The 26,792-nt window shown below is 44.9% G+C and carries 23 protein-coding genes and 1 other RNA gene; 16 read left to right on the top strand and 8 right to left on the bottom strand.

Going from position 1 to position 26,792, the window contains the following annotated elements; translation table 11 throughout:
- Positions 1 to 168: 168 nt before the first annotated feature.
- The 3 genes from ssrS to KT990_RS04560 all read right to left on the bottom strand — a co-directional run bounded on the left by ssrS (position 169) and on the right by KT990_RS04560 (position 1,288).
- A non-coding RNA gene (ssrS, locus tag KT990_RS04570) (6S RNA) lies at positions 169 to 349 on the bottom strand.
- A 97-nt stretch (positions 350 to 446) separates the two neighbouring features.
- Positions 447 to 734 carry a cell division protein ZapA gene (locus KT990_RS04565; RefSeq protein WP_004279505.1) on the bottom strand — a complete coding sequence of 96 codons (288 nt, stop codon included), beginning with the start codon at positions 732 to 734 and terminating at the stop codon, positions 447 to 449.
- Complete coding sequence (locus tag KT990_RS04560) at positions 731 to 1,288, bottom strand: hypothetical protein (RefSeq protein WP_005096351.1); 558 nt, start codon at positions 1,286 to 1,288, stop codon at positions 731 to 733. Before KT990_RS04560 ends, KT990_RS04565 begins: the two co-directional genes overlap by 4 nt.
- A gap of 64 nt (positions 1,289 to 1,352) precedes the next feature.
- Here KT990_RS04560 and KT990_RS04555 point away from each other — a divergent pair, with 64 nt between their 5' ends.
- The 7 genes from KT990_RS04555 to KT990_RS04525 all read left to right on the top strand — a co-directional run bounded on the left by KT990_RS04555 (position 1,353) and on the right by KT990_RS04525 (position 8,364).
- Positions 1,353 to 1,985 carry a UPF0149 family protein gene (locus KT990_RS04555; protein ID WP_005096352.1) on the top strand — a complete coding sequence of 211 codons (633 nt, stop codon included), beginning with the start codon at positions 1,353 to 1,355 and terminating at the stop codon, positions 1,983 to 1,985.
- A 128-nt stretch (positions 1,986 to 2,113) separates the two neighbouring features.
- Positions 2,114 to 3,448 (top strand): Xaa-Pro aminopeptidase, encoded by a 1,335-nt coding sequence (gene pepP, locus KT990_RS04550; protein WP_005096353.1) that lies wholly within the window; start codon positions 2,114 to 2,116, stop codon positions 3,446 to 3,448.
- A gap of 292 nt (positions 3,449 to 3,740) precedes the next feature.
- Complete coding sequence (locus KT990_RS04545) at positions 3,741 to 3,980, top strand: DUF378 domain-containing protein (RefSeq protein ID WP_005096354.1); 240 nt, start codon at positions 3,741 to 3,743, stop codon at positions 3,978 to 3,980.
- Positions 3,981 to 4,458: 478 nt separating this feature from the next.
- Complete coding sequence (yddG, locus tag KT990_RS04540) at positions 4,459 to 5,364, top strand: aromatic amino acid DMT transporter YddG (protein ID WP_074383056.1); 906 nt, start codon at positions 4,459 to 4,461, stop codon at positions 5,362 to 5,364.
- 117 nt (positions 5,365 to 5,481) lie between these two features.
- Entirely contained in the window at positions 5,482 to 6,690 is a 1,209-nt protein-coding gene (ubiH, locus tag KT990_RS04535) for a 2-octaprenyl-6-methoxyphenyl hydroxylase (protein ID WP_005096358.1), read from the top strand.
- Positions 6,687 to 7,934, top strand: a complete 1,248-nt coding sequence (locus KT990_RS04530; protein WP_005171867.1) for an FAD-dependent monooxygenase — start codon at positions 6,687 to 6,689, stop codon at positions 7,932 to 7,934. The genes ubiH and KT990_RS04530 overlap by 4 nt, the downstream gene beginning before the upstream one ends.
- Positions 7,935 to 8,109: 175 nt before the next feature.
- On the top strand, positions 8,110 to 8,364 hold the full coding sequence (locus KT990_RS04525; protein ID WP_005171865.1) for a hypothetical protein: 255 nt from the start codon (positions 8,110 to 8,112) through the stop codon (positions 8,362 to 8,364).
- 87 nt (positions 8,365 to 8,451) lie between these two features.
- Here KT990_RS04525 and rsmI read toward each other — a convergent pair whose 3' ends face one another.
- A complete protein-coding gene (rsmI, locus tag KT990_RS04520) occupies positions 8,452 to 9,294 on the bottom strand; it encodes a 16S rRNA (cytidine(1402)-2'-O)-methyltransferase (protein ID WP_005096362.1) in 843 nt (280 codons plus the stop codon).
- Between the two features lie 10 nt (positions 9,295 to 9,304).
- Between rsmI and KT990_RS04515 the strand changes: the two genes are divergently transcribed.
- The 4 genes from KT990_RS04515 to KT990_RS04500 all read left to right on the top strand — a co-directional run bounded on the left by KT990_RS04515 (position 9,305) and on the right by KT990_RS04500 (position 12,390).
- Complete coding sequence (locus KT990_RS04515; RefSeq protein WP_005096363.1) at positions 9,305 to 10,264, top strand: penicillin-binding protein activator; 960 nt, start codon at positions 9,305 to 9,307, stop codon at positions 10,262 to 10,264.
- 15 nt (positions 10,265 to 10,279) lie between these two features.
- Positions 10,280 to 10,693 carry a YraN family protein gene (locus tag KT990_RS04510; protein WP_218209232.1) on the top strand — a complete coding sequence of 138 codons (414 nt, stop codon included), beginning with the start codon at positions 10,280 to 10,282 and terminating at the stop codon, positions 10,691 to 10,693.
- Between the two features lie 133 nt (positions 10,694 to 10,826).
- The gene (locus KT990_RS04505; protein ID WP_005096366.1) at positions 10,827 to 11,513 is read left to right on the top strand and encodes a BON domain-containing protein; all 687 of its coding nucleotides are present in this window, start codon (positions 10,827 to 10,829) and stop codon (positions 11,511 to 11,513) included.
- Positions 11,503 to 12,390 carry an alpha/beta hydrolase gene (locus KT990_RS04500; RefSeq protein WP_100328783.1) on the top strand — a complete coding sequence of 296 codons (888 nt, stop codon included), beginning with the start codon at positions 11,503 to 11,505 and terminating at the stop codon, positions 12,388 to 12,390. Before KT990_RS04505 ends, KT990_RS04500 begins: the two co-directional genes overlap by 11 nt.
- 103 nt (positions 12,391 to 12,493) lie before the next feature.
- Here the strand turns inward: KT990_RS04500 and nudC are convergent, their stop codons facing one another.
- The 3 genes from nudC to dnaQ form a co-directional block, all read right to left on the bottom strand.
- A complete protein-coding gene (nudC, locus tag KT990_RS04495) occupies positions 12,494 to 13,270 on the bottom strand; it encodes an NAD(+) diphosphatase (RefSeq protein WP_100357231.1) in 777 nt (258 codons plus the stop codon).
- Entirely contained in the window at positions 13,270 to 14,913 is a 1,644-nt protein-coding gene (locus KT990_RS04490) for a hypothetical protein (RefSeq protein ID WP_005096371.1), read from the bottom strand. The genes nudC and KT990_RS04490 overlap by 1 nt, the downstream gene beginning before the upstream one ends.
- Before the next feature lie 126 nt (positions 14,914 to 15,039).
- The gene (gene dnaQ, locus KT990_RS04485) at positions 15,040 to 16,416 is read right to left on the bottom strand and encodes a DNA polymerase III subunit epsilon (RefSeq protein ID WP_218209231.1); all 1,377 of its coding nucleotides are present in this window, start codon (positions 16,414 to 16,416) and stop codon (positions 15,040 to 15,042) included.
- A gap of 208 nt (positions 16,417 to 16,624) precedes the next feature.
- On the opposite strand from dnaQ, the gene KT990_RS04480 reads away from it, so the two are divergent.
- From KT990_RS04480 to KT990_RS04460, 5 genes are all read left to right on the top strand, one after another.
- The gene (locus KT990_RS04480) at positions 16,625 to 19,858 is read left to right on the top strand and encodes a LysM peptidoglycan-binding domain-containing protein (RefSeq protein ID WP_218209230.1); all 3,234 of its coding nucleotides are present in this window, start codon (positions 16,625 to 16,627) and stop codon (positions 19,856 to 19,858) included.
- Between the two features lie 40 nt (positions 19,859 to 19,898).
- Positions 19,899 to 21,701 (top strand): extracellular solute-binding protein, encoded by a 1,803-nt coding sequence (locus KT990_RS04475; RefSeq protein ID WP_218209229.1) that lies wholly within the window; start codon positions 19,899 to 19,901, stop codon positions 21,699 to 21,701.
- A gap of 24 nt (positions 21,702 to 21,725) precedes the next feature.
- A complete protein-coding gene (locus KT990_RS04470; protein WP_218209228.1) occupies positions 21,726 to 22,772 on the top strand; it encodes an ABC transporter permease subunit in 1,047 nt (348 codons plus the stop codon).
- Entirely contained in the window at positions 22,772 to 23,782 is a 1,011-nt protein-coding gene (locus tag KT990_RS04465) for an ABC transporter permease (RefSeq protein ID WP_218209227.1), read from the top strand. Before KT990_RS04470 ends, KT990_RS04465 begins: the two co-directional genes overlap by 1 nt.
- 129 nt (positions 23,783 to 23,911) lie before the next feature.
- A complete protein-coding gene (locus tag KT990_RS04460; RefSeq protein ID WP_218209226.1) occupies positions 23,912 to 25,156 on the top strand; it encodes an NADH:flavin oxidoreductase/NADH oxidase family protein in 1,245 nt (414 codons plus the stop codon).
- Positions 25,157 to 25,219: 63 nt separating this feature from the next.
- Here the strand turns inward: KT990_RS04460 and KT990_RS04455 are convergent, their stop codons facing one another.
- Complete coding sequence (locus tag KT990_RS04455; RefSeq protein ID WP_218209225.1) at positions 25,220 to 26,641, bottom strand: iron-containing redox enzyme family protein; 1,422 nt, start codon at positions 26,639 to 26,641, stop codon at positions 25,220 to 25,222.
- Positions 26,642 to 26,792: the final 151 nt, after the last annotated feature.

The raw sequence follows: 26,792 nt of genomic DNA, 5'->3' as shown, positions 1-26,792 counted from the left end.
GAAAGTTAAAGCGATTTTCTTGTTAAGCATTTTATAGGCCTACCAGATAATGGTATGAATAAAATGAACTTTGAGAAATGACCGAGATAAATACTGAAATATAAAACTGAGAGAAAGTTTAGAAAGGATTTTAAGAGAATTATAAGTATATTTTAAGCAAAAAATTAAAGTACTCCGAAGATGCCGCTGCATGTCGTTACCCTGAACCCGATGAGTTCAAGGTGGACGCGACGCATACTTGCTGGGTTTCCTGCACGAAGGCAGGCATACACTCTAAATATGCAGAACGCATCCGGAGATATAAGTATCGGCAGGGATATAGACCCGCTGGCGAACACCTCAGAGATAAGTTAATTATAAACGATAATGTCGGTGTGGCAACTCTATGCTGTTCATGAACTGTAAACAGTTCAGCCAAATGGCCGAAGTTTAAACAGAATATGAGATTATTCTGTTAGTTCCTCAACTTCTTCTAAAATGGTTTGTAACAAACGCTCGCAATGCGCATATTGTTGCAGTGATCTGTTCATGTTCAAGACTTCCTGCATCAGCTCAAGTGCCACCATGATAATCAGCTTGCTGGGTTCCATGCGTGGTGCTTTACGACGAAATTCATCGTATTTATCATTCAATAACTGTGCCGCGCGCTCTAATTCTTCCTGCTTGTCAGGAGTAGAGGCCAGACGGAAACTATGCCCCAATACTCTGAGATCAATTGCAATTTGTTCACTCATGATGAGGCTTCCTCAGTTACTTCAGTCGGATGGGCCAGTTGTTGGATTTCTTGTGCATGATGATCCTGCGCAGTGCCGAGAATTGCCAGACGTTGAATAATCGCCTCAACTTTGGCTTTGGCATTTTCATTTTTCTGGGTTAAACGCTCAGATTCCTGATTGAGGCGCTGAATTTCCTGTTGGGCTTGACGCTGTTCGATCAGCATCTTTTCCTTCAAAACCCGCAGTTCATTTCGTTCAGCCAGAATTTCCTGAAAACGGTTTTTCAGATCGGTACAGCTTTTTTCCAGACGGCCATAACGGTCTGCCAGTGCAGTTGCATCATTATTGAGCAGTTGAAACTGGGCACGAGAATCTGTCAGCTGTTCGGTCAGGTGTTCATTTTCTTGTTGTTTTTGCGCAATCACGCTGTTCTTTTGTTCAATTTGCTGTTGATGTTGCACCATGGAAGAGTCTTGCTCTTCGCGCAAACTGGAATTCTCACTTTCAAGCCGTGCGAGTCGCGTTTTTAACACGCCAATCTGCACTTGTAGACGCTGTAATTCTTCTAACATATCGAGGTCGCACAGTGTTGCAAACAGAGGTAATATATAAGCAGTATAGAGATTGGATAAACGAATGCAAGACGATATTTCAGGTTGGACCGAATGGCACCGCAATTTTTCTTCAATTGAGGAAATTTCTAGCCCGAGTGAACTGCATGGTTTGCTGACCGGGATTGTTTGTGTCACCCAGGCACCGAGCAGTGAAGAATGGTTACAGATTTTAGAAACACTGGATGTGCCTGAACTGGATGCCGAAGCATTAGAACTGTTGACTGGCGAAGCTGAAGATGTTTTCCATGCATTGTCTGAAGATGAACTGGATTATTTACCTTTGCTTCCAGATGATGAGCATGTGCTCTCAGAACGTGTGCAGGCATTGGCGGACTGGTGCGCAGGCGTGGTGTTAGGTTTTGGTCTGGCTTCTGGTCATATTCGTCAGGACGAAGTAGAACTGATTGAACATTTACAAGATGTTGCAGCGGTTGAATTTGAAGACTCAGACGATGATGCCGAAGGTGAAGAAAGCTATCAGGAATTGTATGAATTTGTGCGCCTGATTCCAGTGAGCCTGTCTTTGGGACGTAAAAAAGTAGAGGTTGAGGAAACGCCACTCTTGCAGCAATTGACACAAAAAGTGCAGCCTCAGGTTTCTGCTACAGAGGCGCAAAGCGTGGTCGAAATTTTCTCGCCTAAACGTCCAAGCTAACTAAATAGTTAGCTATGTCATCACACTGCTTGAAATCAGGCATATATTTTGCTGTTTCATTAGAATATATGTTCTGTTTTCAAGAGAATATTTCAATAAAAGCATGAATTGACAAGAAGTAAGGTGTAATGAAGAAATTAACACAAGCTGATTTTCAGGAACGTCGCAGTATTCTCGCAGGGGAAATTGGTTTACGCAGTATTGCGATTATCGCGACCAGTCCGGTGGCGATGCGTAACCGTGATGCAGATTATAAATACCGTGCAGACAGTAGTTTCTTCTATTTAACCGGATTTTCAGAACCTGAAGCTGTGGCTGTGATTGAAACCTTTGACACTGAAGAAGAAGGCTATAGCTATAGTTTATTCTGCCGGGAACGTAACCGGGAAATGGAAATCTGGAATGGCTATCGTGCAGGGATTGATGGGGCGATGCAGGATTATGATGCAGATGAAGCCTATCCGATTGATCTGCTAGATGAAGGAATTCTGGAAAAATTACAAAATAAAGACCAGTTATTTTATCGCATTGGCCACAACGCGGATTTTGATGCACGTGTAGCGAAATGGATTGCGACTGCAAGTGGTGAAAGCCGGCGTGGTACGTCTGCACCTGCTCAAGTGATTCAGCTGGATCGTATTATTGACGAAATGCGTCTGCATAAAGATGACAATGAAATTGAACTGATGCAAATTGCTTCAGATATTTCGGCAGATGCACATACTCAAGCGATGCGAGCAGTACGTCCGGGCATGATGGAATATGCACTCGAAGCCGAGCTGAATTATATTTTCGGCAAGAATGGCGGTGTTCCGGCCTATAACAGTATTGTCGGTGGCGGTGAAAATGCCTGCATCCTGCACTACGTAGAAAATGATAAAGCGCTGAAAGATGGTGATTTGGTGTTGATTGATGCCGCGGCTGAATATCAGCTTTATGCTTCAGATATTACCCGTACCTTTCCAGTGAATGGTAAATTCAGTCCGGAACAGAAAGCCTTGTATAACGTGGTACTGGATGCCCAAATCGCTGCGATCAATGCCGTGCAAATTGGCAACTCCTATAAAGAACCGCACAATGTTGCTGTGCGCATCCTGGTGCAAGGTCTGCTTGATCTTGGCTTGATGCAAGGTGATATCGACGACATTATAGAAAAAGAAGCTTTCCGCCAGTTCTACATGCATGGCACGGGTCACTGGCTTGGTATGGATGTGCATGATGTTGGCGCGTATAAGGTCGATGGTGAATGGCGTCCGTATGAAGAAGGCATGGTGGTCACCGTTGAGCCGGGTGTATATATTGCACCTGATGATGAAACTGTGGATGCAAAATGGCGTGGCATTGGCATCCGGATTGAAGATGATGTCGTGGCCACTGCAAATGGCCCGTTGGTGTTAACCGCGAAAGTCGTGAAAACGGTAGAAGACATTGAAGCATTAATGGCGAAAGCACAGGCTGCTTAATTTTAGAGACATGAAAAGCCGATCCTTAGATCGGCTTTTTTTATGACTGCTCTAATAGATTTGAAGCCAGATCTTTTGAGAGATTGCGCAACGATAGTAAAAAAGATTTCAATTACATTTATCACGAACAAGTCAAATAAAACTCACCCAGTTAAAATTTGCAGCTTAAAAATTGACAGGAATTCAACACAGAAAATCGGTTTTTAGCATCAAAGCTACATATTAAATGCGCTTTGCTTCTCATACTTTCTCTGATCCTTAAATAAACTTAAAGAACAGCAGGAGAAGACTTATGAGACTAAATACGATTGACTGGATTGCTTACGCTTTAACAATTATTGGTGGCATCAATTGGGGTTTAATTGGTGCATTCGACTTTAATTTGGTTGCTGCAATCTTTGGTGATATGACTGCGCTTTCTCGAATTGTTTATGTACTGGTTGGTTTGTCGGCATTGTACCTGATCTATACCGGTACGAAATTAGGAAAAACAGTGCATCACACTGAGCCGCATAGCCGAGTGGTGCGTTAATACGCCAACGATTAATCTATATGACTTACATCCCTACAAGGTTGATTTTAAATAATTAAAATTCGGCTTGAGTGGATGGAATAGTTATCAATAAAACGGAGCTGAGGCTCCGTTTTTATTATGGTGATTTGAGCTAGATGACTGGCTGACAGAGACGGCATTTTGGGTGTTTGGATAGCCATAAAATAGCGGAGTTATGAGGAAAAAACGTCCATAAACAAATGGTTTTTTTACCTCCAAGCTGTAGATCTTAGTTCTCCTTAAAAGCTAAGCGACGATTTAAAAAAATAAATGTTGTGCCAATTTTAGTCATACAAAACTATAAATTTAGCTGAAAGTTACAGTTCTTATCTAAAATTTAAGTCTGCATTATTTACTATCACTCTGATTCATTGCATGATCTGAATGAGTCGAAAAATTAATCTTTAAAACTACAAAAGCATATATCTGAATATCTTTGATTCTGAGTAAATAGCCCATGCTCTTAAACGCTCTACCGGTATTTAATCGAAATGTCGCGACTTTAATTGGTCTTTCTGCGGTCATCTTCTGGAGTACGAATGTTGGCTTAATTCGTAGTGTCAGTGAGAGTTTTGGAGCGGTCGCAGGTGCTGCCCTGATTTACAGTGTGGCATCCATTATTTTATTTTTTACCATCGGTCTACCCAAGCTTTCTACTATTCCAAAGCCTTATTTATGGTGGGGAAGTCTTTTATTTGTTGCTTATGAATTATGTTTTGCCCTTTCTATTGGTTATGCTCAAAATAGTCGGCAAGCCATTGAAGTCGGGATGATTAATTATCTATGGCCGACTTTTACCTTATTATTTGCAATCATTTTTAACAACGTTAAAGCCAATCTCTTAATTCTTCCTGGTTGCCTATTGGCCTTGGTTGGAATTTGTTGGGTTTTAGGCGGAGATACCGGCTTTGATCTCTTACAAATATGGAGCAATTTGAAAGCTAATCCTCTTAGTTATGGTTTAGCTTTTGCTGCAGCGGTTTTGTGGGCTGCATATTGTTCCGTGACCGTAAAAACTTCTCAAGGTAAAAACTTGGTCACGATATTCTTTGCCCTTGCTGCGGTTGTGCTCTGGATCAAATATTTCCTGATGAATGGAGCAGCGCTTAATTTTACTTATGATAATACCGTCACTTTGATTATGGCAGCCGGAGCTTTAGGTTTGGGATATGGTGCCTGGAATATTGGAATTATTTCTGGAAACATGACATTAATGGCGGGTGCTTCCTATTTTACTCCGGTGTTATCTGCTTTATTTGCAGCATTATTGCTGAGTACGTCTTTGTCTTTTGGTTTTTGGCAGGGTGTGGCAATGGTTACGGCTGGAGCAATTCTGTGCTGGTTGGCCACCCGGAAACAATAAACATCAGAGGCGAGACACGCTATTTCATTATAAAAAAGAATTTTTTTGAGCTAATATAAAATCCATCATGATTATAAGTATCTATTGACTTAGATACGACATTGAAAGGATTACAGCATGCAACAAGAAGTCATCATTGTCGGTGGTGGTATGGTGGGCTTAAGCCTCGCACTGATGTTGGCGAAAACCAATATTGCAGTCAAACTTTTGGAAGCCATCAAATATCCAGATTATGATGATGAACATCTTGCCCCGTATCATTCCAGTTTTGATGCGCGTAACAGTGCCTTGTCGCGCCGTAGTGTACAGATCTATCAGGAACTCGGCCTTTGGGATGCACTACAGCAACATGCCACACCAATTCTGGAAGTCAATATTACCGAACAAGGCAGCTTTGGTAAGGCATGCCTAAAAGCAGAACAGGAAAAAGTCGAAAGTTTCGGTCAGGTGATTGAAAATGCCTGGCTCGGCCGTGTGCTGCTGACCCAAGTGAAACAACAGCCGCTGATTGAACTGATTGATGGTGTACAAGTCACATCGCTGACCCAAGATGCCGATTGTGCTTATATTCAGGCGCAGCGTGGTGAATCTGAGCTGACTTTACAATCTAAACTGGTCATTGCCGCAGACGGTCGTGATTCTTTCTGCCGTAAAGCATTGGGCATTGGTACTTCAGAACACGATTATAATCAGGTCGCGATTGTGACCACAGTACAAACCTCGAAGCCCCATGGTCATGTCGGTTTTGAGCGTTTCAGTCATTTAGGCCCTTTGGCGTTATTGCCATTGCCGGGTGAATATCGCCGTTCCGTTGTCTGGCCGGTAAAAAAAGGCACAGAAGGTGAATGGTTGGGCGATGAAAATGATCAGCATTTTCTTGATGCCTTGCAGGACACTTATGGTGATCGTGCCGGAAAATTCCAGAAAACCGGTCGCCGTTTTAGCTTCCCACTCTCTCAAGTCCTGGCAGAAAAACAGGCCGTTGGCCGTGTGGTATTGATGGGCAATGCTGCCCATACCATCCATCCTGTCGCCGGACAGGGCTTTAACCTGTGTATGCGCGATGCTTATGTGCTTAATCGCTATTTGGCAGAGCAGCTTGAGCAGGGTGCTGATTTAGGCAATGCAGCCATGCTACAGGACTACGAAAAATCACGCCTGAAAGATCAGCAGCGGGTCATTAAATTCTGTGATTCAGTGGTACGCGGTTTTAGTAACCAGAATCCATTCCTCAAACTGATGCGTAACACAGGCTTAATCTGCTTTGAAAATATTCCAGGCATTAAACCTTTGGTTGCGAATTATGCCATGGGATTAAAAGCATGAGCTTAAATCAAAATAACGAAATCTTGGATGTGGTCATTATTGGCGGTGGACTGGTTGGTGGACTGACTGCACTTCTGCTGGCGCAAGGTGGTGTGCAGCCTACAGTTTTAGACGCTGCCCCAATTTTAGACGCAGATAAGACATTAGATGTGGCAAATCCACGTGTTTTGGCACTGAGTCAGGCAACCATTCATCTATTAAAAATAGTCGGCGTATGGAATAAACTGGCACGTCAGCAACCTTATACCGGTATGCAGGTCTGGAATAAAAATGGCTATGGTGACATTAATTTCGGCCAGCCTTCAGAAAAAACACCCTCAGTAGAACAGGCCTTAGGCTCGATGGTAGAGCCGAGTATCCTGAATCTGGCTATTCAGCAAAAGATGCTTGACGATGTACAGGATTACCGTACTCAGGTTAAAGTCAGCCGGGTAGAACGTGGAGTCGGTGTCTGGATCATTCATCTGGCCGATGGCACACAGCTTAAAACCAAACTGGTGATTGGTGCAGATGGTGCCAACTCCTTTGTCCGTGAGCAAGCTTTCATTGACATTGATGTGCTGGATTACCAACAGGCCGGGATCAGCTGTGCGATTCAAACTGTACAGCCACATCAGCATATGGCGCGCCAGATTTTTCTGGAAACTGGCCCTCTGGCTTTTTTACCGATGGCCAGCTTAAAAAAAGAAGAGCAGGGACATTGGCAATCCATCGTCTGGACTTTGCCGGATGATTATGCTGAAGAATATGCAGGGTTGTCAGATGCTGACTTTACACAGCTATTGACCCGTGAAAGTCATCATATGCTCGGTGAGGTCGTACAAGCGACACCACGTGCGACTTTTCCATTAAAAGCACGTGCCGCCCAACACTATGTTCAAGATGGTCTGGCTTTGATTGGTGATGCTGCCCATGTGATTCATCCGCTGGCAGGTCAAGGGGTGAATATTGGCTGTCTGGATGCTGCCGTGCTCTGTGATGTATTGCTGCATGATCAGTCACGTGGTGTTTGGGCACATGAGCAAAGCCTGAAGCGTTATGAGCACCGCCGTAAAGGACAAAACGATGCCATGATGCACAGCATGTCTGCGATTGGCTGGATGGAAACGACTTCATTTTTCCCGATGGTTTGGGCACGTAATTTCGGTCTGAAACAGGTAGAAAATCAGCCAATGTTAAAAGATGCATTTATGGCACAGGCCAATGGTCTGAGTTTACTTAAAGACACACGCTATGCAGCTTAACGTTGAAATGTAAATTTTTTAAACAAACATCCATAAAGAGTAACGATTTTGTTTAAAAAAAATACGATTTTTTAATATTTGGTACTAGGCGAATGCCACATAGATTGCTAAATTTCACTTAATTCGACACCTGGCTTTAAATACAAAGCGAGCGCTCATTTTGGGGGAGATACAAATGACAGACATGAATGATTATGATGACGACGTTGAAGATTCAATCGTTGACGATGATGAAGCAAAAGCAGCTGAAAAAGGCGCAACAGAGAGTACAGAGGTCGTCAATGATAACGATCTTGCAGAAGCTGAAACTTTGACCGTGACTGCAAAGTTAAAGAAGCGTCAGGCACTTGAAGACGAAATTGCGGCTTTTCTCGCAAGTGGCGGCCGTATCGTTGAAGTACCGGCAGATGAGTCAGTAGCTAAAGAATAAGTCATTCCTTGACTTGGATTTATAAAAAAACACCACATCAGTTGTGGTGTTTTTTTGCAAAAATAAAAGTGATAGATAGCTAGAATATTAATCGTTGGCTGATGTCAGTTCTAAAGCACGTTGATAAGCCACTTTCTTTTTGATACCGGTTAAATCTGCTGCCAGTTGTGAAGCTGCTTTGACTGACAGATCCTGTAATAAGCGATTCAATAATTTATCCAGCTTTTCCTGATCCAGATCTTTTTCTTCGGTTGCTCCGCCAATCACCAGAACAATTTCACCTTTTTGCTGATTATGATCATTAGCAATGAATTCGACCAGTTCACCTAAAGTCATTTTCTTGATGGTTTCAAAAGTCTTGGTAATTTCACGCGCGAAGCCAACAGGACGGTCTGCTCCAAATATGCTCGCCATATCTTTAACGCATTCCAGAATCCGGTGCGGTGCTTCATAGAAAATTAAGGTCTGGGTTTCATCTTTGAGTTTTTCCAGATTCAGCAGGCGCTGACTTTGTCTGGATGGCAGAAAGCCTTCAAAACTGAAACGGTCACTCGGCAAGCCGACCGCACTTAAGGCCGCAATCGCAGCACAAGCACCGGGCACAGGAATAACACGGATATTATGCGCTTGAGCAGCCCGAACAAATTTAAAACCAGGATCGCTAATCAGGGGCGTGCCAGCATCACTGATCAGGGCCATATCTTCGCCATTGAGCAGACGCTGGATCAGCTGCTCAATTTTGTTGCTTTCATTATGTTCATGACATGCAGTCAAAGGTGTTTGAATATTAAAGTGTTTAAGCAACTGTGCCGAAGTTCGTGTATCCTCAGCAGCAATCAGACTCACCGACTTCAACACCTGAATTGCACGATAACTAATATCATCTAAGTGCCCGATTGGAGTCGCAACAACAAATAACTGAGCACTCATAGGTTTCTCCATGTGGAATAAATTGAATAATAAAAAATGGAAGATGAAAAATAAAATATTAGGCTTGTGTTTAGTCAGCTGCATCAGCAGCGTTCAAGCAGAAGTGTTGATCATTCTACCCGAATCCGGGCCTTTGGCGCGAGCTGCATCGAGTATCAAACAGGGTTTTCTCAGTGCCTATACCGCTTCAGGACACAAGATTCCGCTGAAATGGGTCAATGCCAATCAGAAAAATATCTCCCAGCTACTTAAACAGCATGTCAATAAAAAGACCAGAATGGTGGTGGGGCCATTGGCACGTAGCGACGTGGAACAACTGCTGAACAGCAAACCCAAAGTACGTACCCTCAGCCTGAATGAAGTGGCTGATGTCTCTCCCAATGTCTGGCAGTTCAGTCTATCCAAGAAAGATGATGCCGCTGCCTTAAAAGCACTTTTATTCAAAGACGGGATTCGGCAACTGCTGATTTTACGCCAGCCGGGCAGTGAAGCGGAGCATGAACTGTTGTTGATGTCCTTGCTGAGCCAGAGTGATCTGAAATTTAAAATCGTAGATAAACCACCACGATTTTTAATGCCCAAGCAGGGATTATTGTTTCTGGGCAATGCAGAATGGATGGCTGTCATGCCTGAATTAAATCGTTCACGGATGTATACCGTAGCCAATGCCATGAGCGAACAGCACAAGCTGCCACAAGGGATCAAGTTTTGTGATGTTCCAGTGCTTTACTTAGCGGATTGGCCGGATGTGCTGCAAGCTTATGCCAAGGAACCGGTTAATCTGTCTTATCAGCGCCTGATTGCTTTTGGCGGCGATGCCTGGCACATCACCCAGCAGTATTTATCTCAGCCGCGGCTGCAAACGATTGAATTTCAGGGCAGAACCGGCCGGATTCAGATCACTGAACACGGTGTCCAGCGTACTCCGCAATGTTTTCAGTACAGTGGCACAGGTGTAAAGCTGCTCTAACAGGGAAAGAGAATAATGCGACAGCAATTAGGTACATGGGCAGAACAGCAAGCCGCCCAACTGATGCAGCAGCAGGGATTTCAATTGCTTACAGCCAACTATCACAGCCGTTATGGTGAACTGGATCTGATTCTGGTACGTGAACAGGAGCTGATCTTTGTTGAAGTCAAAGCTCGTGCACACACCAGATATGCGCAAGCGATCGAGTCGGTGTCGAAAGCAAAACAGGGCAAGATGCTCAAGACGGCAATGTGCTTTATTCAGAAAAATCCACAATTTGCACACTATTACTATCGTTTTGACGTGATTTGTTTTGATTTTAAACAGCAATTTGCAAAAACCCTACAGCATGACTTTTCGCAATACCCTTATGATCTGGAATGGATTGAAAATGCTTTTACTTTTGATCAAGAGTTTATTAATCTGTGAATAAAATAAGGTCTAAAGATGCTTATATTTGCCTCAAGATCATTGTAAAGTTCAAGCAGAGTTGCCATGATCTGAGCTTGAAGACAGATTATTAGATTGAAAAAGACGTAATAAAATGAAGGAGTCTTGCTGAGTGGTTAAGCGTATTGCAATAACAATGCTGTGTGTCGCAAGTTTATCAGGTTGTGCCAGTTTTATTTCTAGCGGCACAGGTACGGCTCCTGTAGGAACTGAGAGTGGGGCGCGTACCTTGGGGCAGGTGTTTATTGATTCCTCGATTGTCCGTACTGCAAAAATTAATCTTTATAAACTAGATTCGCGCTTCAAACAGGCCCGGGTCAATATTGAAAGTTTTCATGGCAATGTCTTGCTGACCGGTCAGGTGCCCGATGCACATCTCAAGCAGCTGGCAGAAGACAATGTCAAATCCATGAGCGATGTCAAAGCGGTACATAATTTTATTACTGTAGGCAACCAGATCAGCTATAGCACCATCATGCAGGATACTGCGGTCACAGCGAATACCCGTGGCCTGATCATGAAAGCCACTGTGGTTGCGGACAGTAAAGTACATGTGCATACTGAAGATGGCGTGCTGTATGTGATGGGACGTTTGAACAGCGCAGAAATTGCTGACCTGAATCAGGTATTGCAGCAAGTGGGCAATGTCACCAAAATTGTGACCCTGATTGATAATGTTGAACAGTCTTCAAATCTGAGCAGTCAGAACTTTGCAGCACCTGCTTATGCACAGCCCGGTATCGAACAGACGCCGGTTGCGATAGATCCTGATACGGTTGAACCAACCGATGCTCCATAAGGTCGGTCATTTTAAAAACCAATTGTCGAATCAGATTCTGGAAGTCCAGCAACGCTATAAAGCATTTAGACTCTATGATTTTGGCAGTTATGCGTTGAATCGTTTAACGCCTAAACAGGGTTACACGATCGAAACTCAGCTGGCTTATGGTCTAAAATCACGGCAACGCTTTGATCTGTTCCGTAGCCAGCAGCCTTTGCCCCATCGCCCCCTGATTGTTTTTGTACATGGCGGCGCGTGGTTGCATGGGGATAAAAAGGATTATCAGTTCATTGGTGAGGCCTTTGCCAAAGAAGGCTATGATGTGGTGGTGATGAATTATCATCTGGCACCACAACATATTTTCCCAGCCTATATTCATGATCTGCATTTATTATTGAACCACTTGCAGCAGTCTGCCGGCCGGTTAGATATCTGTGCTGAAAACCTGGTTTTGATGGGACATTCGGCTGGGGCATTCAATGTCATGTCTGCACTGTATCATCCGCAATCTGCCAGCATTGACCACAGTCTAATCCGTGCGATTATTGGTCTGGCGGGGCCTTATCATTTTGATTATAAAAATGATCCGATTTGTGCTGATGCTTTTGATCAGACGGTGCCATATCAGCAGGTCATGCCTTATTATTTTGTTAAAAATAGCCCAACCCGACATTATCTGTTTATTGCCGAAAAGGACAACATCGTTGGCCATTTTAATAGTCAGGATCTAGATCGGGTATTGCGAGAAAAGGGCAATCATAGCCATTTGATTCATATTCCGAAACTTGGCCATATTACAATCGTAGGTTCATTATCTAGTTTGTTCAGTCGCTATTTCCAGACCAAAGCGCAGGTGCTTTGGGCACTCGAGGATGCATTTAGATCTCGAGACTGATAGCGGGATTTAACCCAGTAGTAAGGCATAAAAAAGAATCCAGGAGATTATCTCCCTTGGATTCTTTTTTTATTGGTTCAGCCAAACTTGAGCTCAATAAGAGCTAGAGCCAGGTCTTGGTATCGTCTGCGACAGCCGTACCTTGAGTCACATGCATAATCATGGCATGGGCAATACTGCCCTTGAACGGAATTTCAGGCAGCTGATCGAATTTAAAGAATCGCGCATCGCTAATTTCTTCTTGCTGTAATTCGATTTCACCCGCGGCATATTCAGCCTTGAAGGCAATCATCAGATTGCTTGGAAACGGCCAGGGCTGGCTAGCCAGATACTGAATATTCTTGAGCTCTAAACCGACTTCTTCCAGCGTTTCACGACGTACTGCCTCTTCCAGCGTTTCGCCAACTTCAACAAAACCGGCAATCAGGCCATACATCTGGCTTTTGGTATTACGCGCGTTTTTGGCCAGCAAAATTTCGTCTTCACCCCGGGTAATGACAGTAATGACACAAGGCTGAACCCGTGGATACTGACGATAATTGCAGGATGGACAGAGCATCGCATGTTCAAGCGGATGTGCTTCGGTGGCCGTACCGCAATGACTACAAAATTTGTGATTCCGGCGCCATTCTAAAAGCTGTACCGCACGGCTGGCCTGTTCGAATTGCTGGGTATTCCAGAACTGTAATAACTGGCGGATGGGTACCAGTTGCAAGCCTGTAGGAATCGGCTCATCGGGAAGCAGGTCACGGGCAATCACTTGATCACCCGTGTGGAGTAACAAATCACTTGCGAGGGCTTCAACCTGTGGAAGCTGAAAATGTTGATCGACCAGCAGTTGCTGCTGCTGAAAAATATAAGCAAGTGATAATTTGGACATTAGGCAACTATTTTGAGTTTTTCACTACTGTCCAATGCTACCTTAAACATAGCCTGTAAAACAGGCTGTTTGTTCTTTAAGTTATCAATCATCATGTCGGCACTCGCCAGAGTATCCAGAGCACGATGAATCTCTTCCGGCGTTAATGCCATTGATAGATCAATACGGTTCTTGATGAATGCTGCAGTGGTGGTGAATGCAGTACGAACATGTTCTGCATTCAGGAACAGCATCGCCCCGCCAATTTCACAGAATTGTACTGGCACAGGTTCGAGTGCAGCCAAGTCCTGATCTTGCAGATAGTTGCTCAGAATCTGGCTGGAAAGCTCGATCAGGGCCTTGGTTTCAGTGAGTAAAGCAGCATGTGCTTCATCCAGGCGGTCCAGAGAAATATTCATGTTGTTGACGCGCAGCTGCAAACGGCTCGAGGTGTGATGACGTTCCAGTACCCCAATCGAGTTCATGGCAGACAGAATCACATTCATCAACTGCTGGGCAAAACCCGGATCTTTCAGGATTTCAGTCTGGCTCAGTGAAGTAGCTTGACGGTTCAGGTCATGATAGGCTTCATTCAGGTTCAATACTTTGAAGATGTTGGCCAGATTATTGAGCTGTGCCTGCAATTCCTGAGTTTTTTCAGGACTCATGTTCTGATAGTTAAACTCGATGTCATTACGAATCTGCGCCATTTCTGTGGTCACCAGTTCGCTAATGGTATGCATGGTTTCAAAGTCTGGACCATACAGGTGGCGACTAAAGACCTGTAACTGCATATCGGTCAGCAGGTCTTCACCAATATTGAGCTGACTGCGGATATGTTGTGCAGTATCATCTTCCTGGCTAATACACAGACTCAGGACATTGGCCAGGTCTGCAAGTGAAGCCTTGAAGCTGTCCGGCGAGCCAAAATATTGTGCCATGTTGCGCTCGATACTCACCAGAGTGCGCAGACGTGGCTCATTAATCAGCAAGTGATCAATATTGCTGAATGCAACGAAAACCAGATTCCAGTACTGTTTGCTGGTGTGCGATTGAGCGAGCCCAGCCAGATAAGCCCCCACCAGTTTAATCGCCTGCAGATCCAGTTCACTTTCTTCCTGCTTAAGCAGCTTGTTCAGGGACAGCTTGTACAGGCGCTGAACATATTTGGATTTTTCCAGACCGGGTGCTTGTGGTAACTGAAAGTCAGGCGTGATCAGGTCGAGCAGGGATTCAATATGCTGACCTTCACTGGTGAGCGGTTTACCCAGCGCAATTTCCAGACGGTTCAGGGTGTCGAGCAGGAACTGTGGAATTTTTACTTCACGCAGGCAGATAAATTCGATATAGCGTTTCAGCATGGTGGTGCCTTCACTCAGGGCAATGACGTCCTGCGTATTGACCTGTGCCGGGTTCCCCATAATCTTGCGCATCAGTTCTGCTGAATAATGAGCGACTTTTGCCAGGCTGGACATGTCGATGAGTGCCAGAACTTGGGCACATTGTTCGAACTGATTTAATGCATCATCAATGCCAAAAGGTAAAGTCTGATCTTCTACCAAGGTGCTTACTGCTGATTCGACTAACTTGATCGAGTTATCAACCTCATTTTTTATTATCAGTAAGGCTGTTGGATCAAAATGTATAGAGGTTTGGTAAGACATGGATCTGCACCTTTCCTGAAGTATTATCTATATATGAGCCCCGCTTAAAGCTGCGGAACCTCTTTGTATTTACTATAACTGAAGAACTGTAGTTTTTAACCTAAAGCATGCTCGGAAATGTAGATTTTATTTCGAGAAAAGGCAAGCAGTTCCATGTTTTTCTTCGAATTGTTTGATCCATTTCTCATGTTCCTGCAATTCTTGTTCTGAGGGGAGAATCACCGGCAGTTCAATTTCAACTCTGGCCATGCCTGAACGGTTGTTCTGATCGTCAGAATGAGACAAAGCATCGATATCAAAAGATACCTGTCCACCGGTCATCGCCAGATAAACATCAGACAGGATTTCCGCATCGAGCAAGGCACCGTGGAACGTACGGTCACGCTTTGGAATCTCGTAGCGGCGCACTAAGGCATCCAGCGAGTTTTTCTGCCCCGGATGCTTGGACTTGGCCATTGCCAGGGTATCGGTTACTTCACAAACTTCGGACAGGGCTTTAAAACCTGCCCGTTTGAATTCCATATCCAGGAAGTTCATATCGAAGCTGGCGTTATGCGCGATAATTTCGGCACCGTGCAAATAGTCAAACAATACTTGAGAGATTTCCTCAAATAACGGTTTGTCTTGCAGGAACTCATCGGTAATGCCGTGGACATTGACCGAGTCGCCGACCGGTGTTTTCGGATTGATATAGATATGAATCGAGCTGCCGGTCAGTTTGCGGTTGATCATTTCCAGCGCGCCAACTTCAATAATCCGGTCACCATCCTGATAATAAAAACCGGTGGTTTCGGTATCCAGAATCAATTGTCGCGGGCCATGCAATTGTAAGGTTGCGGGGGTAATCACAATCTGGGGATGTAGTTGCGAACTATTGGCAACGGTTGCATCCACCTCTTGAAGCGCTGGATCACTTTGCTCAGGGTCGGCAACTTCATTCAATTCAATGATTTCTTCTTCCTGCATATCGTCCAGCTCTTCTTCGCTCTCGGCCAGATCCAGACCGAAAGGATCATCTAGCAGCCAGTCGGGTTCAGATTTTTTTTTATCTTCAGACATTGAAGGGCTTTGCTTGGATTTTTTCAGGGTTTCATCGGCGCCCTGATTGGCCAGCTGATCGGCCATTTCATTGCCGGCATGCCCGGCGTGACCCTTGATCCAGTGCCATTCAATCTCTCGTCCCTGACAGACTGCATCCAGTTTTTGCCACAGGTCAGGGTTTTTGACGTCTTTCCAGTTTTTCTTTTTCCAGCCGTGAATCCATTCGGTAATGCCTTGTTTGACATAATTGGAATCGGTATAGATCACCAGCTTATCCTGTTTGTCACAGAACAGAATGCCTTCGATGGCAGCTGTCAGTTCCATGCGGTTATTGGTGGTATGGTCTTCACCGCCACAGATTTTGTGTTCTTGCTGGCCATTAATAATGTACGCACCCCAACCGCCTAAACCCGGGTTGCCGCGACAAGCGCCATCAACATAAAGTGTGATAGTGTGTGACATAAATTAAAATCCGATCAAAAGAGAACAAGCTGGAAGGCTTATTGTATAGCGCAAATGCAGTCGATCAATCTCTATGTCCCGGATTTTTTAATTTCTTGTAACATTTAACGTGAAATCACGGTAAATTATTGCCTTGTGTCTGCAACATGCTTCACTACAATGGCAGATCTAAAAAATAAATTTATATACGAGTTGTTTGGATTTCTTTATGTATAAACCAACCGCAATCTTGTGGCAGCCGACATTACCAACATTTTTAAAATTTTCTGTACTGGGAACTGCACTTGCTTCTCTGGGATTGACGGGCTGTTCATCTACGCAAAGCACATCCCAAACAGCAGCAAGCAAGCAAGTTGGATCACAATATCTGGATGCAAGCGGTCTGGATGGACTGGAAGATCTGCTTTCTGCAACCGATATGCGTGCAGTTGAAGGCGACCGTTTACTGGTTCTGAAACATGGTGATGTCTGGAAACGCATGACTGTGGGTTTCAAGATGGATTTAAGTGTCTGGAATCCGCGGATTGATGCGCAGCGCGGCTGGTTTATTTCACGTCAGCCTTATCTGGACCGTTTAAGTGCGCGTGCCTCACGTTATTTATATTACACGGTAAAAGAAGCAGAACGCCGTGGTATGCCGACCGAGCTGGCGCTATTACCGATTATTGAAAGTTCCTATGACCCGGCAGCGACCAGTAGTGCAGCAGCGGCAGGTTTATGGCAGTTTATTCCAAGCACAGGCCGTATTTATGGTTTAAAACAGACCCCTTTATACGACGGTCGTCGTGATGTGGTGGAATCGACTCGTGCAGCCTATGAGTTTTTAGGCAGTTTATATAACCAGTTTGGTTCTTGGGAGCTGGCGCTGGCGTCTTATAATGCCGGCCCGGGACGTATTCAGCAGGCGATTAACCGCAATAAAGCAGCAGGTCTGCCGACCGACTATTGGTCACTCAAATTGCCACAAGAAACCATGAGCTATGTGCCACGTTTCCTGGCAGTTGCACAAATTATTAAAACTCCAGGTCAGTATGGGGTGAGCCTGCCACCAATTGCCAACCGTCCGCATTTCCGTGAAGTGCCTGTAGGCGTGGCCAATTTAAATGAAATTGCAGCCATCACCGGTTTGAGCCGTGCGGAGCTGTATCAATTGAACCCGGGGCATCGTGGTGATCATATTGACCCTACCAGTCCGCGTCGTATTTTGATTCCTGCTGACCTCAGTCCTTCAGTCGATGAAAAGCTGAAAAAACTATCTGGTTCCGGCGGATTATCTACGAGTAGTGCCAGCAACCTGCCGAAAAGCACCACCACAGTGGTGCCGACCAAAGCTGCGCCTCCCGTATTAAATGCGAAAGCGACTACGCCGGCAAAACAGACTCCACCCGTTCTTGCCAGTACTCGACCTGCAACGACTGCACCTGTGGTGACAACGGCAAATACAGTGGCACAGACCACGAAAAAGATTTCAACGCCTAGAGGCTCATCTGCCTTGGCCAGTTTTGCTGCCCAAAGTGATTTGCCGATTCCAAGTGCGCCACGTATTCCGGTCGCAGTGACACCGGCAGCGCCAGCGAAACAGATTCAGGTCGAACCACCGATTTCTGCAGCCGAGCGTCAGCAAGTTCAGCAGGTCGTCACCGCGCAGGAAACTAACAAAACTGTGGATGAAGTTCTGCAGCCTGTTGCAACACCGGCAGAACAGGCTCAGGTAGTTGAAGAGCTGAAAGCATTGGCGCCGGCAGGCACAGAAATTGTCGATCCTTATGATGGTAAAATCAAGCTGACGGCTATTCAAACCAGCCTGTCTGTGGCTGAGCAGCAAGGCAAGGAACTTACCAAAGGCTTCTCTTATCCGAAAGAAGTTGCTGACAATACCACAGCGACTTCGGTCGAAGCCCAGTTGAACCAGGGTAAAAATTACGTCAAGACTGATTCTGAAGTGGTGGTGGTCGCGCCTAAGGGCAAGCGTAGTACCTATAAGGTTTTACCGGGGGATAATCTGGCACTGATTGCAGCAAAAAATGGGGTGAACTGGCGTGATGTAGCGAAATGGAACCAGATCGATCCAAACTCTACGCTATATGTAGGCACCACGATTTATTTGTATGATGCCAAGCCGGTGCAGGAACAAACCAAAGCCAAAGAAAAGCCGGAATCTTATGTGGTTCAGGCCAATGATTCTCTAACCAGTGTGGCAAGCCAGTTTGGTTTAAGTCTCAAACAGCTGGCTGATTTTAATGGTTTAAGTACCAACAGTGGTTTATTTGTCGGTCAGAAGCTGTCGCTGAAAGAAACGGCTGCATCTAAAGCCAAAGTAGAAGATGCTAAAAAAGCTGAAGCTGCCAAAGTTCAAACCAAATCCTATACAGTCAAGCGCGGTGAATATCTGAAACTGATTGCCGATCGTTATGGACTGTCAAATGCTGAACTGGCGTCATTCACCTCAGGTTTAACTGCGGGTAGCAGTTTGATGGTGGGACAGAAAATCAATGTGCCACTTCAGGAAGTTGAAGCACTGACCGCATCGACCCAAAAGACTGAACAGACATTTGAAAATGTTAAAGTTGATCAGACAGCAACTGAAAATTATCAGGTCAAACGCGGTGAAACCCTGTATAGCATTGCCAGTCAAAGCAAGCTCAGTGTGTCTGAGCTGGCAGCTTTAAATGGTTTTGCGGCCAATAGTGGTTTACGTATAGGCCAGACCATCAAGATTCCGGCCGGCAGTCAGGTGCCTGAAACTTATACAGTTCAATCGGGCGATACCTTGACCGGCATTGCCGCAAAATACAATCTGTCGATGGATCAGGTGGCGAGTCTGAATGGTATTTCTCGTCATGCCGGCCTGCGCGTCGGTCAGCGTTTAAAGCTGACGGGTGAGGCAGCTGAACCCGTGCGTGAGTCTGTGGCTGAAACGGTGTCGAAACATGTGAAATCTGATTCGCATGTGGTGAAATCGGGTGAAACCTTAAGCTCTATTGCGCGTCAGTATCATCTTCAGGTCAAGTATCTGGCCGATTTAAATGGCCTGAATGCCAATGGCAACGTCCGTATTGGTCAGCGTTTAAAAATTGTGGGTGATGTTCCGACGGATAAAAAAGCAGAAGACGTGAAAGTGGCAGCTAAGCCTGTGTCTTCTAGAGCAACTGAATCTTATACCGTCAAGTCAGGCGAATCCCTGAATGCGATTGCCAGCCGTTTAGGAATTACGGTCACCGAACTGGCCGAGTTAAATAATCTCAGTCCACGTGCCGGATTGCGTGTCAGTCAAACCATCCAGATTCCAAAACTGGTGACTGATTATAAAGTCAAACGCGGCGATACCTTGATCGGTCTGGCCTCACGTTACGGCATGAACAGCAATCAACTGGCGGAAATGAATGATCTCAAACCGAATACACAATTACGTATTGGGGATGTGATTAAAGTGCCAAACTAATTCATTCATCGTGAGATTTTTTAGTTTATTTGTTTTAAGCATGGTTGTCCCGCTGGTAATGAATACCAGTTGGGCAGCCCTGATCACCACACCTTATATTGCGCTACATAGCCCACCGAAATATAGCCATCTGCAATCCTTACCTTATGCCAATTCGCAAGCCCCCAAAGGTGGTGCACTGATTTTGGCGGCCGATGGCAGCTTTGATAATTTAAATAGCATGAATGGCAAAGGCAATGTCACTGAAGGGATCAACTATATTTTTGACAGTTTGCTGTCGAAATCACTGGATGAGCCCGGGGTGTATTATCCCTTGCTGGCGGAAAAAGTCAGTTTTGACCCCAAGAAAACCGCCTTTATCATTTTCCATTTAAATCCGAAAGCGCGCTTTAGCAATGGTCAGCCCTTAACTGCGGAAGATGTCAAATATAGCTTTGAGCTTTATCAGACCCAGTCCAATTTTGGCTTGCAAATGTATCTGGCAGATATACATCAGCTGGAAGTGCTGTCACCTTTAAAAATCAAAATGCATTTTAAATCCGGGCATAATCCGGAAATGGCCATGATTGTCGCGCAGATGCCCATTTATTCTAAACGGCAATGGCAAGGGCGTGATTTTAAAGACCTGACGCTGAAACCGATTCTGGGTTCAGGGCCCTATGTGATTGAACGCATAGATCCCGGCCGCAGTATTTCGTATCAGCGCAATCCTCAATATTGGGGCAAAGATCTATTGGTGAATCGCGGTCGTTATAATTTTGACCGGATCCAGTATCGTTATTATCGTAGTCCGGAAATCAAGTTCGAAGCCTTTAAATCGGGCCAATTTACTTTGCATGAGGAAAAACAGGTCAATCGCTGGATCAGGGATTATCAATTTCCTGCGGTTCGGCAAGGACAAGTCAAACGTTATCGTTTTCGGCATCAAAATCCGGTCCCGACCCAGAGTCTGGTCTTTAATACCCGGCGTCAGCCCTTTGCCGATATTCGCTTCCGTCAGGCCTTAAGTTTCGCTTACGATTTTGAATGGCTGAATAAAGCCATGTTCTATGGTGAATATCAACGTCTGAACAGCTTTTTTTCCAATAGCGAGCTGGCTTCTCGTGGACGGCCGAGTGCCCAAGAGCTGCAAATTTTAAAGCCTCATTTGCAGAAGCTTCATCCGGTTCAGCGTCAGGCTGTACTTCAGGACTGGCAATATCCTCAATCCGATGCCTCAGGGTTTAACCGGCAGAATTTATTAAAAGCCCGTCAATTGCTGTTAAAAGCCGGTTATCGTTATCAACAGGGGCAATTGGTCAATGCTTCCGGTCAAGCGATCAAGATTGAATTTTTGCTGCATCAGGTGGAACAGCAGCGTCATCTGATGCCTTATTTGCGTCATTTAAAACGTTTGGGGATTCAGGCGAATATTCGTATGGTCGAAACTGCGCAGTATTATGAACGGCTACGAAATTACCAGTTTGATATGATTGTCGACAGCATGCCACAGTCCCTGACACCGGGGCAGGAACAAAAACAGTTCTGGAGCAGTCAGGCTGCCAAGCAGGTCGGTAACTATAATTATGCCGGTATTCAGAATCCTGCTATTGATGCGGTGATTAAGCAAGTAATTCAGGCGCAGAACCGGGAGCAGGTGATTGACAGTACCCGAGCTTTAGACCGTTTGCTGCGGGCAGGTTATTATCATATTCCGACTTATGGTACGGGTGAATACTGGTATGCTTACTGGAACATGTATCAGCAGCCCAAGCTTAAACCTAAGCTCTCCGCGGGCATTGATTACTGGTGGGTCGATGCAGCAAAGGCTCCACATGTGGCCAATTATTTCAAACAGCATTAAGCTCCAAGCCTATCAGGGAGTGCCATGAGCACTTATATACTCAAGCGTCTGTTGCTAATGATTCCAACCTTGCTGATCATTTTGCTGATTAACTTTATGGTGATCCAGCTGGCACCGGGTGGGCCGGTGGAACAAGCGATTTATCAGGCACAACAGGTCAATGGCTTGACACATACCGGATTACAGTATCAGGGGCAGCAAGGCCTCACCCCTGAGATGATCGAGCAGATCAATATTCAATACGGTTTTGATCAGCCTGCCCATATCCGCTTTTGGGACATGCTAAGGCGCTATGCCCAGTTTGATCTGGGCACTAGTTTTTTTAAAGACAAGGCTGTGACTGAGCTGATCTGGGAAAAACTACCGGTATCGCTTTCTTTAGGCCTGTGGAGTACCTTAATCATCTATCTGGTGTCTATCCCTTTAGGCATCGGCAAAGCCAGAAAACATGGCAGTGTTTTTGATCAGATCACCTCTTTAATGCTGGCGGTGAGCTATGCCATTCCAGCCTTTATTTTTGCGATTTTACTGATTGTATTTTTTGCCGGTGGATCTTTTCTGCAATGGTTTCCGTTACAGGGACTCAGCTCTGAAAATTTTGCCGAACTCTCATTTTTCGGGAAAATTCAGGATTATTTTTGGCATATGGCATTGCCATTGTTGGCCATGGTGCTGGGTGGATTTGCCAGTTTGACCTATCTGGTGAAATTTTCCTTTGTGGAAGAGTTGAGTAAGCAATATGTTCTGGCTGCGCGGGCCAAAGGTTTAAATGAAAATGCAGTGCTATATCGGCATGTGTTTCGAAATGCGATATTAGTGTTGATCGCAGGTTTGCCAGAAGTATTAATTGGGGTGTTTTTCGTCGGCAACCTGTTTATTGAGATTATCTTTAATCTCGATGGCTTGGGTGTTCTGGGTTTTGAGGCGATCATCCAACGCGACTATCCGGTGATTTTCGGTACTCTGTTTATCTTTACTTTGCTTGGTCTGATATTGCGATTATTAAGCGATTTGCTGTATCAACTGATCGACCCACGGATTCATTTCAGTTCACGTCGGGGATCCTCCTAATGTCGTCCTTGATGCAATTAGGCTGGCAACGCTTTAAGCAGCACAAGCTGGGATTTGGCTGTTTTATTATGTTTGGCCTTATTTTTATCATGTCCTTGGGCGCAGAACTGATTGCCAATGATAAGCCCTTGCTGGTGAAATATGATCATGCAGTGTATTTGCCTATCTTAAAATCTTATCCGGAAACCGTTTTTGGTGGGGTATTTGAAACCGAAGCCGAGTATAAAGATCCTGCCGTTCAACAGTTGATTGCAGAAAAAGGCTGGGCGATCTGGCCAATTATTCCATTTTCATATCAAAGCCCGAATCTGGAACTGACTGTACCGGTGCCTTCGCCACCAAGTGCACAAAACTGGCTCGGAACAGATGATCAGGGTCGTGATGTGCTGGCGCGGATTCTGTATGGCTTGAGGGTTTCACTCTTATTTGGTTTTGCACTGACTTTATTGTCGGCGGCGATTGGAATTTTGCTGGGGGCTGTACAGGGCTATTATGGCGGCTGGATCGACCTGATCGGGCAACGACTGCTCGAAGTCTGGAGCAGTTTGCCGATGCTATTTATGGTCATGGTGCTGGTCAGTCTGTTTAGTCCCAATATTTACTGGCTATTTCTGATCATGCTGTTGTTTGGCTGGACCACTCTGGTGGGCATGGTACGGGCTGAGTTTCTGCGTGCACGCAATCTGGAATACGTCTGGGCGGCACGAAGTATGGGTGCAGGAGATGGGCGAATCATGTTCAGGCATATATTGCCGAATGTCATCGGTTCAAGTCTGTCACAACTTCCCTTTATGCTGACTGCCAATATTACCGCACTGACAGCTCTGGATTTTTTAGGCTATGGGCTACCACCGGAAACAGCTTCCTTGGGCGAGCTGTTGCTGCAAGCCAAAAATAATTTAAATGTGCCGTGGCTGGCTTTATCAGCTTTCTTTAGTCTGGCCATTGTGCTGAGTTTGCTGATGTATATTGGCGAAGCAGTGCGTGATGCTTTTGATCCAAGACAATAAATCACGAAACTTTTTAATCATCGTAAAAATAAGTAGATGAAAATTGTGTAAATTTGACAAGTTGAATTGTCAATTATCCTGACTTGCGTTATAAACGAGTACAAAATAAAAGTAATATCAGGACAGATCATGACCCAATTGGCCGATTCCATTCAAATTCGTCATACCAATTTCAAAAACCGTATTATTAAAGGCGCTATGAGTGAGGCGCTGGCCAATGATGCCGGCCAGCCCAATCAGGCACATTTCAAGTTGTATGAAGCCTGGGCCAAAGGTGGACTGGGCTGTGCCATTACCGGCAATGTCATGGTGGACTTTCGTGCCAAGAATGAGCCGGGCGTGGTGGTGGTAGAAACCGAGCGTGATCTGGAGCAGCTTAAAGTCTGGGCGGAAGTGGGCAAGCAGCAGGGTATGGTACAACTGGTGCAGTTGTCACATCCGGGTCGTCAGTGTCCCAAAGGCTTAAATAAAGAAACAGTTGCGCCGTCGGCCGTGCCTTTTAGTTCGGCATTGGCCGTCAGCTTCGGCACACCGCGTGCGCTGACTGAAACTGAAATTCTGGAGATTATCCAGCGCTTTTCCACTTCAGCGCAAATTTGTGAAAAGGCCGGTTTTGAAGGCGTCCAGTTGCATGGGGCACATGGTTATCTGATTAGCCAGTTTCTGTCACCGCTGACCAATAAGCGTCAGGATCAATGGGGTGGCAGTATTGAAAACCGTACCCGTTTTCTGCTGGAAACCTATCAGGCTGTCCGTGCTGCAAGTTCAGAAAATTTCATTATTTCAGTCAAACTGAATTCCGCTGACTTTCAGCGCGGTGGTATGAGTGAAGAAGATGTGATCTATGTCTTTAAGGCGATGGATGCAGCCGGGATTGATATCATTGAAGTATCCGGCGGTAGTTATGAAGCGCCTGCCATGGCTGGTGTAAAAGAAGACAAACGCAAAGCTTCAACCATTGCCCGTGAAGCCTATTTCCTCGATTTTGCCGAAAAGATCCGTCAGGAAGTCAATTGCCATATCATGGTGACTGGTGGCTTTAGAACCGTCGACGGCATGAATGCTGCACTCGACAGTGGTGCATGTGATTTTGTTGGCATCGCCCGACCTTTTGCGGTAGAGCCGGATCTGGGTGATCGTTTAATTGCAGGGCAAGATGTACGTTATGCGGTTGAGAAAATTAAAACCGGTATTCCGCTGGTTGACAAAATGGCGATTATGGAAATTATCTGGTATGCCGCGCAGTTTAAGGAAATTGCCAAAGGTAAACAGCCGAATCCAAAACTGTCACCGTTAAAAGTCTTTTTGAACTACCTTAAAGGCAATGTTAAAGCCGTAATTAAAGGGCAGTTGAATTCGCGTAAATCGGCTTAAATTTATCATCTAAGTATAAAAAACCGGGCAATTAGAATGCCCGGTTTTTTATTCATCACATAGTTAAGAATAATGCATCGCCTGGGTCTGGAAAGGAAATAATAACTGTCCCAGTTGACGGGTTGCCCATAAACCCACTTCAGTATGATGCATATGCGGTGAAGTATAGGGAATCAGCAAGTCAATTTTCTGTTCCGCACCTTCACAGCGCATAAAGCGATTTTTTAACTGATTTAAACGCTGTTGATCCATACGGCTTAAAGCAGGTTCAACTTTCGCCTGAGACGGCGCTGCGCTACGTGAAGACAGCCGAGTTGCTAAAGTTGCCCCCTGAATCCAGTCTTTAATGATCTGTTTTTCAGTCGCATTAAACACACCAAACATTTTACCTTCAGGATGATCAATCATTTTCCAGAAACGGCTCTGTTCAACAGGAGCATCTTTAATAATCCAGCCTTTCTCAATCAGCACGTTCAGGAACTTGAAAATTTGTACCGGATCTGATAACCAGTCATTGATAGTCTTGCCACTAAACTGACATTTCTGATTATGAATATATTGGCCAATCAGTGCCTTGTTCTGGAATACTTTTAAGGCCATGCGCTCAATATCCAGCTCTTTCACAATCTGGGAAGAACTTTTACCGATGTCATTGAGCAGATAGCCTTGCTTGATCAAATCAAGATAAGTCTCCGGATCTTCCGCATTCTCATAATGCTGGATAAAGGCTTGCAGGGATTTTTGTGCATGGCCATTGTGGGCATTATCAATCGTAATATGCACATTGAAATAATGGGGATCAATCCCGAGTTCAGCCAATTCGTAATTGGTAATGAGTAGATGCAGCGGCAACTGTTCATAGCCGAGATTAAAACCAATCACCAGAGGCAAGTATTTGGCCGGCGCATAAGCCAGTGCTAACTGTACCGCGGCCTGCTCATAATAACTGGCATCCAGTTGTTCGGCATAACTGTTCAGCTCATAGTGACTTAACAGGTGCTGATACATGGTGACATGATTGGCACGTGGATGTCCCAGACCCAGTTCTTCCAGATAGATATAGATCAAATCTTTCAGCTTGGGTTGATTGCAGTTATGTACGGTGGAATATAACCAAGAACCATCGACCAGTTTAACCGGTGCAACCTTGGACAGAAATTCGAAAGCATGTGAAACCGTTGGGAAATACTCCCGGGCCTGATGTTGTTTACGCCGTCCCAGATAAGCCTGAAACTTGGCACAAATTTGATGATGTTGTTCTAAAAGATGCTGTTCAACTTGTCCCGGTTGATCCAGCCATCCGAGTGGATCTATATTGAGATTTTTAAGCAGATCGCTCAAATAAGATTCAGCCTGTTCGGTTTTGGTATTCGTCGAGATTTCAGTATCTTGAAAAAAGTCGACCCAATCCTTAAAGCTTTTAAATTGATAATTATGATTATTATTTGGCGATAAAGGCAAACTTAACTCTGTGCTGACGAACATAATCTGATCCTTGCAGATATCTCTTCAGTTACCTTAACGTGCGACTTGACGTCTAGATGTTGAATTTTTGTTCTAATTTATTGGTGTATTGCTTTAAATGAAAATGAACGGATATTTATATGAATAGAAATGTTAAAAGAATGCAAATTGT

The sequence above is a fragment of the Acinetobacter sp. F9 genome (assembly GCF_019195275.1).
GTDB classification, from domain to species: Bacteria; Pseudomonadota; Gammaproteobacteria; order Pseudomonadales; family Moraxellaceae; genus Acinetobacter; species Acinetobacter pseudolwoffii.
Note: the sequence above shows the minus strand (reverse complement) of the source record. Positions and strands in the feature narration are given on the sequence as shown.

Excerpts from the sequence above, each read along its gene's own strand:
- KT990_RS04565 (WP_004279505.1), bottom strand. The coding sequence starts at position 734 with ATGAGTGAACAAATTGCAATTGATCTCAGAGTATTGGGGCATAGTTTC.
- KT990_RS04560 (WP_005096351.1), bottom strand. The coding sequence starts at position 1,288 with ATGTTAGAAGAATTACAGCGTCTACAAGTGCAGATTGGCGTGTTAAAA.
- KT990_RS04555 (WP_005096352.1), top strand. The coding sequence starts at position 1,353 with ATGCAAGACGATATTTCAGGTTGGACCGAATGGCACCGCAATTTTTCT.
- pepP (WP_005096353.1), top strand. The coding sequence starts at position 2,114 with ATGAAGAAATTAACACAAGCTGATTTTCAGGAACGTCGCAGTATTCTC.
- KT990_RS04545 (WP_005096354.1), top strand. The coding sequence starts at position 3,741 with ATGAGACTAAATACGATTGACTGGATTGCTTACGCTTTAACAATTATT.
- yddG (WP_074383056.1), top strand. The coding sequence starts at position 4,459 with ATGCTCTTAAACGCTCTACCGGTATTTAATCGAAATGTCGCGACTTTA.
- ubiH (WP_005096358.1), top strand. The coding sequence starts at position 5,482 with ATGCAACAAGAAGTCATCATTGTCGGTGGTGGTATGGTGGGCTTAAGC.
- KT990_RS04530 (WP_005171867.1), top strand. The coding sequence starts at position 6,687 with ATGAGCTTAAATCAAAATAACGAAATCTTGGATGTGGTCATTATTGGC.
- KT990_RS04525 (WP_005171865.1), top strand. The coding sequence starts at position 8,110 with ATGACAGACATGAATGATTATGATGACGACGTTGAAGATTCAATCGTT.
- rsmI (WP_005096362.1), bottom strand. The coding sequence starts at position 9,294 with ATGAGTGCTCAGTTATTTGTTGTTGCGACTCCAATCGGGCACTTAGAT.
- KT990_RS04515 (WP_005096363.1), top strand. The coding sequence starts at position 9,305 with ATGTGGAATAAATTGAATAATAAAAAATGGAAGATGAAAAATAAAATA.
- KT990_RS04510 (WP_218209232.1), top strand. The coding sequence starts at position 10,280 with ATGCGACAGCAATTAGGTACATGGGCAGAACAGCAAGCCGCCCAACTG.
- KT990_RS04500 (WP_100328783.1), top strand. The coding sequence starts at position 11,503 with ATGCTCCATAAGGTCGGTCATTTTAAAAACCAATTGTCGAATCAGATT.
- nudC (WP_100357231.1), bottom strand. The coding sequence starts at position 13,270 with ATGTCCAAATTATCACTTGCTTATATTTTTCAGCAGCAGCAACTGCTG.
- KT990_RS04490 (WP_005096371.1), bottom strand. The coding sequence starts at position 14,913 with ATGTCTTACCAAACCTCTATACATTTTGATCCAACAGCCTTACTGATA.
- dnaQ (WP_218209231.1), bottom strand. The coding sequence starts at position 16,416 with ATGTCACACACTATCACACTTTATGTTGATGGCGCTTGTCGCGGCAAC.
- KT990_RS04480 (WP_218209230.1), top strand. The coding sequence starts at position 16,625 with ATGTATAAACCAACCGCAATCTTGTGGCAGCCGACATTACCAACATTT.
- KT990_RS04475 (WP_218209229.1), top strand. The coding sequence starts at position 19,899 with ATGGTTGTCCCGCTGGTAATGAATACCAGTTGGGCAGCCCTGATCACC.
- KT990_RS04470 (WP_218209228.1), top strand. The coding sequence starts at position 21,726 with ATGAGCACTTATATACTCAAGCGTCTGTTGCTAATGATTCCAACCTTG.
- KT990_RS04465 (WP_218209227.1), top strand. The coding sequence starts at position 22,772 with ATGTCGTCCTTGATGCAATTAGGCTGGCAACGCTTTAAGCAGCACAAG.
- KT990_RS04460 (WP_218209226.1), top strand. The coding sequence starts at position 23,912 with ATGACCCAATTGGCCGATTCCATTCAAATTCGTCATACCAATTTCAAA.
- KT990_RS04455 (WP_218209225.1), bottom strand. The coding sequence starts at position 26,641 with ATGTTCGTCAGCACAGAGTTAAGTTTGCCTTTATCGCCAAATAATAAT.